Origin of the sequence: Pseudomonas sp. NPDC088885, from assembly GCF_044750025.1 — a bacterium.
GTDB classification, from domain to species: domain Bacteria; phylum Pseudomonadota; class Gammaproteobacteria; order Pseudomonadales; family Pseudomonadaceae; genus Aquipseudomonas; species Aquipseudomonas rustica.
Map to the genome: position 1 here is coordinate 46,626 of NZ_JBIVJB010000033.1, position 6,455 is coordinate 53,080.

Consider the following 6,455-nt stretch of genomic DNA (forward strand, 5'->3'; position numbering starts at 1 on the left):
AGTCATCCTTGCACGTCAGTGAGGCTGTCGTAATAAGTGAGGCCCCGGTCGATAAGCTTTTGACGCATCTCGTAGATATCGAGGCCCAACTCGCCAGCAGCCAGGCGAACGCGTTTCTCCTCTTCGATGCGAGCGCGTTTTCGGCTTGTTTCAAACACGCCGGGTAGTTCTTCGCGGCGAACAATGACCACGCCGTCATCGTCAGCGACTACGACATCCCCGGGCTCGACCAACTGGCCAGCGCAGATGATGGGCACGTTGACTGAACCCAGCGTTTCCTTGACGGTGCCTTGGGCATGAACCGCCCGCGACCATACCTTGAAGCCCATGTCCCTCAGCGTTCGGGTATCGCGTACCCCCGCGTCAATAATCAGGGCGCGTACCCCTCGGGCCATCAACGAGGTGGCGAGTAAGTCGCCGAAGTAGCCATCGGTGCAGGGCGACGATGTCGCGACCACGAGGATGTCGTCCGGTTGGCATTGTTCGACTGCCACGTGAAACATCCAGTTGTCGCCCGGCGCGACCAGCACGGTCACCGCCGTTCCGCTGATGCTCTGGTTCTGCTGAATGGGACGAATGGCAGAATTCAACAGACCTTTACGCCCTTGCGCTTCATGCACGGTAGCCACGCCAAAGCGATCCAGTTCGTCGATCAACGCCGCGTCAGCACGCGGGATGTTGCGCACGACAATGCCGGTTTTTCCGATCAGTGTGCTCATGCCAGGTTCTCCGTCACCCGTGGGAAGATGCTTTGATAGCCCTCGGCATAAACGATGTTGCGGGTGGAGGCGATACCCACATTGCGCTTTGCCTGAACGCCGCGTTGCAGTGCGACGCGTGTGTAGTATTCCCAAAGATGCTCTTGGCCTGCCATGCACTGGATGGCGGCGTATTTCTTGTCCCAGACCTCGGTGATATCCAACAGTACATCCGGGCGCCATTCGCATTGCTCAGGCTGATGGGGTTCGAAGCTGTAAACGGGAGGGGCACCCACAATTTTTTCGCCAGGCTTGTAGCCCTCAGCTTGGGCGATGATGCGCGCTTCCTGGGTCAGGTTCATCGCTAACGGGTGATCGTAGTTGTACGGATCTTTAATCGAGTGGCTGAGGACGAACTCCGGCTGTACTCGACGAAACACATCGGCCAGGCGGAACAGCGTCTCTTTGTCGGCACGCATCGGGTAATCACCGATGTCGAAGAATTCCACGCTCGCGCCAAGGATCTCCGCTGCGTCTTCAGCCTCGCTGCGACGCGCGGTTTTGACCTTGTCTTCAGACATCTCGCCTTTGCGCCAGAGCTTGGCCGACTCACCTCTTTCTCCGTAGGAAAGGCACACGATGTGAACGGCGTGACCTTGTTGGGCGTGCAGGGCGATGGCACCACCTGCGCGCCAGACGAAATCGGCAGAGTGGGCGCTGACTACAAGTGCAGTTTTTGTTTTATTGATCATGGGAGGGCTCTTCTTGCGGCTGTTTGATAGAGCCCACATTCGCATTTGAGGTGAGTGATGAATAATGCGTTTGGCGGAAGGAGGTATGCGTTTTACTTATCGGGATGGGTTCTGCATGCTGTACGGTCAGTTCCTAAAAAGCCGACAGTTGAATATGCAAAGTCCTGAGTTGCCCAATCTGATGCAGGTTCGAGCATTCCTTCGTGTTGTCGAACACGGCAGTGTATCTAGGGCCTCCGCCGTGCTTTTCCGGGCTCAGCCCGTTGTGACTCGCGCCATCCTGTCCTTGGAGAAGCGCCTCGGCGTGGCGTTGTTTGAACGCAACGTCAATGGTATGCGTCTGACCGATTATGGTGAGAGAGCACTGCCTCGGGCTCGTCGGGCCATGGATGAGTTGCTCGCCTTACCGCCTTTATTCGGGCAGGCGTTGGGTCAGGCCGCCGAGCCGCTTTACTTATTTCAGACCAGGCGGCTGGAAGCGTTTGCGAAGCTCTGCGAAACCCACCATATGCAAACGACCGCCAGCATCCTGGAGGTCACCCAGCCAGCGATCAGCGCCGCTATCAAAATACTTGAGCAGGGTAGCGGCTGCAGCCTGTTTGAACGCACCCCCCACGGCTTGCTGCCGACTCGTCTATGCCTGGCAATGTTGGTGCGGGTACGCCGAGCCCTGAATGAGCTGCGTCACATCGATGCGGACATCGCTGCGCAGGGTGGTTCCCTTCAAGGCGTCGTGCATGTAGGGGCCCTGCCTCTTGGGCGCACGGGGATATTGCCTGAAGCCATAGTGCGCCTGACCCTGGAACACCCTCATGTACGAATCGTCACCAACGAAAGTCCGTTCGACTTGTTGGCCAGCGAACTGCGCGCAGGCGATGTGGATTTTGTGCTGGGCGCTCTACGTCCGTCGGCCTACGCCAGCGACCTGCATGGCGAGGCGTTGCTGCAGGAAGAAATGGCGATCCTTGTACGCCACGACCACCCTTGGTTGAAACGGAAGCCAGTCTATGAAGACTTGAGTGCCGCCCGCTGGATCCTGCCTCGTGCCGGTTCCCCGGCGCGACAACTGCTGGAAGCATTTTTTTTTCACATCGGTATCGCCGCACCCAGCCCCGTGATTGAAACGGGCGACCTCGCAATTTTGCGCGGTGTGTTGCTTCGCTCAGACATGCTCGCCGCTGTTTCAGCACACCAGTTGGAGTACGAAATGCTCAGCGGTGATCTTGTTCAGCTGCCGCTTTCCCTAAGCCATACCACGCGGCCAATTGGTTTTATCTCAAGGACGGGAGCGCTTCAATCACCGGCTGCGCAGGCGTTGATGGACAAGATTCGGGAGGTGGTAGGGGAGACAGCGACGAGAATGATACAGTCGACCTGACGCAGATTGGCTGCGGCTTGGCGCCACCATTCGTCAGCAAAGTGCCTTAACTCTTATTGACAGCCAAGCTGTCTGGGCAAATACTCGATTCAATATTCATATAGATGACTAGATAACAAGGTGAATAAAGTCGATGAATTCTCTATCCAGTGATGTTCGCCTGCCGCTTTATCAACGCCTGCGTGACCACTTGGCTGAGCAAATCGCCAACAATCGCTGGCGCCCGGGAGAGGCCATTCCCACCGAAGCGGCGCTTTCAGCGGAGTACCAACTGTCCACTGGCACCGTCCGCAAAGCAGTCGACGCATTGGTCAGTGAGGGCATTCTGGAGCGTCAGCAAGGCCGAGGAACTTTCATTCGCCGTCCTCAGTTTCAATCGTCGCTGTTCCGTTTCTTCCGTTTTCAAACCGCTGCCGGCGAACGCCAGGTGCCGGAGAGTCGCATCCTGTCCATAGAGCCGGTGTCCGCGCCCTCGGCGGTAGCCCAAGCGTTGGGGCTGCCACTCGACGCGCCGGTGATTCGCATTGTTCGTGTGCGTCTGCTCGATGTTCAGCCGGTGCTCGCCGAAGAAATCTGGTTGCCGCGCAACCGCTTTCAACCGCTATTGGAGATCGACCTGAGTCGCGAAGGGCCGCTGTTGTATCCGATCTACGAAGAGGTCTGCGGTCAGGTCGTCGCCTCGGCCGAAGAAACGCTTACTGCTGAATCGGTGAATGACGTGCACGCGCGATTACTGCAACTCCCGATCAACAGCCCGGTGGTGGTGATCGAGAGGCTGGCGCGTGATTACGCCGGCACGCCGCTGGAGTGGCGTCGTTCTCGTGGGCATGCCGAGCACTTCCGTTACAGCGTGGATATTCGCTAACCCGTGCCAGGGTAGCGGATCGTCAAGCGGTGAGGCGCTCGCCGCTGGTTTCAGCGTCTTGTTTTTCATGACTGGCCCCGTAGCGGTGCGGTTCGCTCTCGGCTGCCTCACGTTCCACTTATAAGGATAAGAATCATGTTTAGCTGGTATCGCCAAGTCACTCCTCGGGAGCGCAAAACGTTTTGGGCCTGCTTCGGCGGATGGTCGCTCGACGCGCTGGAAGTACAAATGTTTGGCTTGGCGATTCCGGCTTTGATCGCCGCGTTTGCCCTTACCAAGGGAGACGCGGGGCTGATCAGCGGAGTGACTCTGGTCACTTCAGCCATCGGTGGCTGGGTAGGGGGGACGTTATCCGACCGCTACGGCCGAGTGCGTACGCTGCAGTGGATGATTTTGTGGTTCTCCTTTTTTACTTTTCTCTCCGCGTTTGTGAGCGGCTTCAACCAGCTCTTGATCGTCAAGGCGCTCCAGGGTTTCGGCATCGGCGGCGAGTGGGCGGCAGGTGCCGTATTGATGGCCGAAACCATCAATCCGCAGTATCGCGGCAAAGTGATGGGCACCGTACAAAGTGCCTGGGCCGTGGGTTGGGGGCTGGCCGTCGGAGTGTTCACACTGATTTATTCTTTAGTGCCGCAGGACATGGCTTGGCGGGTGATGTTCCTGGTCGGATTGCTACCGTCGTTCCTCATCATCTGGGTACGTCGCAATGTCGAGGAGCCCGACAGCTTTCAGCGTCTGCAAAAAGAAAACGCCATCCCGCAAAGTTTTTTCAAATCCTTGGCCGGCATCTTCCGTCCCGAGTTGATCCGCGTGACGCTGTTTGGCGGTCTGTTGGGCTTGGGTGCGCATGGCGGTTACCACGCGGTGATGACCTGGCTACCGACGTTCCTCAAGACTGAGCGCAATCTGTCCGTACTGAACTCGGGCGGCTACCTGGCGGTGATCATCTTCGCGTTCTGGTGTGGGTGCGTGGTCAGCGGCTTTTTGATCGACCGTATTGGTCGTCGCAAAAACATCGTGCTGTTCGCGCTGTGCTGTGTCGTCACGGTGCAGTGTTACGTGTTCCTGCCGCTGACCAATACCCAGATGCTGTTCCTGGGGTTCCCGCTAGGTTTTTTCGCGGCCGGTATTCCCGCGAGCCTTGGCGCACTGTTCAACGAGCTGTACCCGGCGGATGTACGCGGTGCCGGTGTCGGTTTCTGCTACAACTTTGGCCGGGTGCTCTCTGCAGTATTCCCGTTCCTGGTCGGTCACATGAGCGACTCCATGTCCTTGGGTTCGGCGATTGGCATCGACGCAGGGATTGCCTACGGCGTGGCGGTGATCGCGGCACTTTGTCTGCCGGAAACCCGTGGACGCGGTCTCGAAGCTTCGAGTGCATCGATGCCAGCAACGATCAACGGCAACGAAAGTGCGCGGGCCTGATGCCCTTTACCTTCTATAGATGAACGCTATGACTGACACCTGTTCTACGCCGATCACTGGCATCGACTCCCATGCTCATGTGTTTAGCCGTGATCTAAATCTGGTCGGTGCACGGCGCTATACCCCTGATTACGACGCCACGCTTGAGCAGTATCTGACGCACCTGCACGCTCATGGTCTGAGTCATGGCGTACTGGTGCAACCGAGCTTTCTCGGCACCGACAATAGCTACTTGCTGGCGGCGTTGATGCAAGCGCCGGGTCAGTTGCGAGGCGTGGTCGTGCTGGAACCAGGCATCAGTCGCGCCATGTTGAATGACATGAATCACCTGGGCGTGGTTGGCGTTCGCTTGAACCTGATGGGTAAGGCATTACCTGATTTTCGTCAAAGTGCCTGGAAAGCGTTTTTCAGCCACATTGCTGATCTGGACTGGCATGTCGAGTTGCATCGGGAGGTAAAGGATCTGCCGGGACTGATCCATCAATTGACGCCGTATGGTTTGAAGTTGGTGATTGACCACTTTGGTCGGCCAGATGCCAATTCGGGCGTCGATCAGCCCGGGTTTTGCGAGTTACTGGAGTTGGGATCGAAAGGTTCGATCTGGATCAAGGTATCGGGAATCTATCGTTTAGGAGGTACGCCGCAACAGAACATCCATTTCGCTCGAATGGCATTACCGCTGCTGGAACAAAGTTTCGGCCTTCGCCAGTTGGTGTGGGGCAGCGACTGGCCGCATACGCAGCATGAGCAAAGCATTGGTTTCAGCACCGTAGTCGATCAGTTGCAAGCTCTGGAGTGTTCGACGCAGGTTAGCTATTCATTGCTGGTGCAAGCCCCTAGAAGGTTATTCGGTTTTGCAACAGGCGAAAGCTGAAATTTACGCCTGCATTTGCAGATGACCATTTATCTCACCCATTTAACGTTATCGCGTGCGCCGACCGGCATTACGGTTTCAAACTTCTCTTTCAAATATGAGTGCAGTTTGAGCGCCAGCCCAACCGAGATCCTTTCATGACTCCCTTAGATATAGACCTCTTACTGACCGCATTGGTGAGCGTTCTGGTGCTGGTGGCGCTCATCGTGTCGCGTCTCAAAATGCACCCGCTCCTGGCCTTGTTAGTCGTTTCCGTTGGCGTTGGCTTTGCAACCAGTATGGAGCCGGAAAACATCGTCTCCCACTTGATGACCGGCGCCGGGAAGACACTGGGGGCAGTGGGGGTCGTAATTGCGCTTGGAGCGATGCTAGGCAAAATTCTTGCTGACGCAGGCGTCACAGAGCAGGTCGCCGAGGTCATCCTCAAGCGAACATCGGATCGGATGATTCCTTGGGCCATGAT

At 57.0% G+C, this 6,455-nt stretch carries 6 protein-coding genes and 1 pseudogene; 5 read left to right on the forward strand and 2 right to left on the reverse strand.

Going from position 1 to position 6,455, the window contains the following annotated elements:
- Nucleotides 1-2: 2 nt before the first annotated feature.
- Nucleotides 3-719 (reverse strand): 4-carboxy-4-hydroxy-2-oxoadipate aldolase/oxaloacetate decarboxylase, encoded by a 717-nt coding sequence (locus ACIP1X_RS15470; protein ID WP_400753317.1) that lies wholly within the window; start codon nucleotides 717-719, stop codon nucleotides 3-5.
- The gene (gene galB, locus ACIP1X_RS15475; RefSeq protein WP_053123179.1) at nucleotides 716-1,450 is read right to left on the reverse strand and encodes a 4-oxalmesaconate hydratase; all 735 of its coding nucleotides are present in this window, start codon (nucleotides 1,448-1,450) and stop codon (nucleotides 716-718) included. The genes ACIP1X_RS15470 and galB overlap by 4 nt, the downstream gene beginning before the upstream one ends.
- A 154-nt stretch (nucleotides 1,451-1,604) precedes the next feature.
- Here galB and ACIP1X_RS15480 point away from each other — a divergent pair, with 154 nt between their 5' ends.
- The 5 genes and pseudogenes from ACIP1X_RS15480 to ACIP1X_RS15500 form a co-directional block, all read left to right on the forward strand.
- A complete protein-coding gene (locus tag ACIP1X_RS15480) occupies nucleotides 1,605-2,828 on the forward strand; it encodes a LysR family transcriptional regulator (protein ID WP_053123322.1) in 1,224 nt (407 codons plus the stop codon).
- 133 nt (nucleotides 2,829-2,961) lie between these two features.
- Complete coding sequence (locus ACIP1X_RS15485) at nucleotides 2,962-3,693, forward strand: GntR family transcriptional regulator (protein WP_053123177.1); 732 nt, start codon at nucleotides 2,962-2,964, stop codon at nucleotides 3,691-3,693.
- 135 nt (nucleotides 3,694-3,828) lie between these two features.
- Nucleotides 3,829-5,118 (forward strand): MFS transporter, encoded by a 1,290-nt coding sequence (locus tag ACIP1X_RS15490; RefSeq protein WP_053123175.1) that lies wholly within the window; start codon nucleotides 3,829-3,831, stop codon nucleotides 5,116-5,118.
- A 28-nt stretch (nucleotides 5,119-5,146) separates the two neighbouring features.
- Complete coding sequence (locus tag ACIP1X_RS15495) at nucleotides 5,147-5,992, forward strand: amidohydrolase family protein (protein WP_400753321.1); 846 nt, start codon at nucleotides 5,147-5,149, stop codon at nucleotides 5,990-5,992.
- 137 nt (nucleotides 5,993-6,129) lie between these two features.
- Nucleotides 6,130-6,455: pseudogene (locus ACIP1X_RS15500) on the forward strand (gluconate transporter); the annotation flags it as partial.

Excerpts from the sequence above, each read along its gene's own strand:
- ACIP1X_RS15470 (WP_400753317.1), bottom strand. The coding sequence starts at position 719 with ATGAGCACACTGATCGGAAAAACCGGCATTGTCGTGCGCAACATCCCG.
- galB (WP_053123179.1), bottom strand. The coding sequence starts at position 1,450 with ATGATCAATAAAACAAAAACTGCACTTGTAGTCAGCGCCCACTCTGCC.
- ACIP1X_RS15480 (WP_053123322.1), top strand. The coding sequence starts at position 1,605 with ATGCAAAGTCCTGAGTTGCCCAATCTGATGCAGGTTCGAGCATTCCTT.
- ACIP1X_RS15485 (WP_053123177.1), top strand. The coding sequence starts at position 2,962 with ATGAATTCTCTATCCAGTGATGTTCGCCTGCCGCTTTATCAACGCCTG.
- ACIP1X_RS15490 (WP_053123175.1), top strand. The coding sequence starts at position 3,829 with ATGTTTAGCTGGTATCGCCAAGTCACTCCTCGGGAGCGCAAAACGTTT.
- ACIP1X_RS15495 (WP_400753321.1), top strand. The coding sequence starts at position 5,147 with ATGACTGACACCTGTTCTACGCCGATCACTGGCATCGACTCCCATGCT.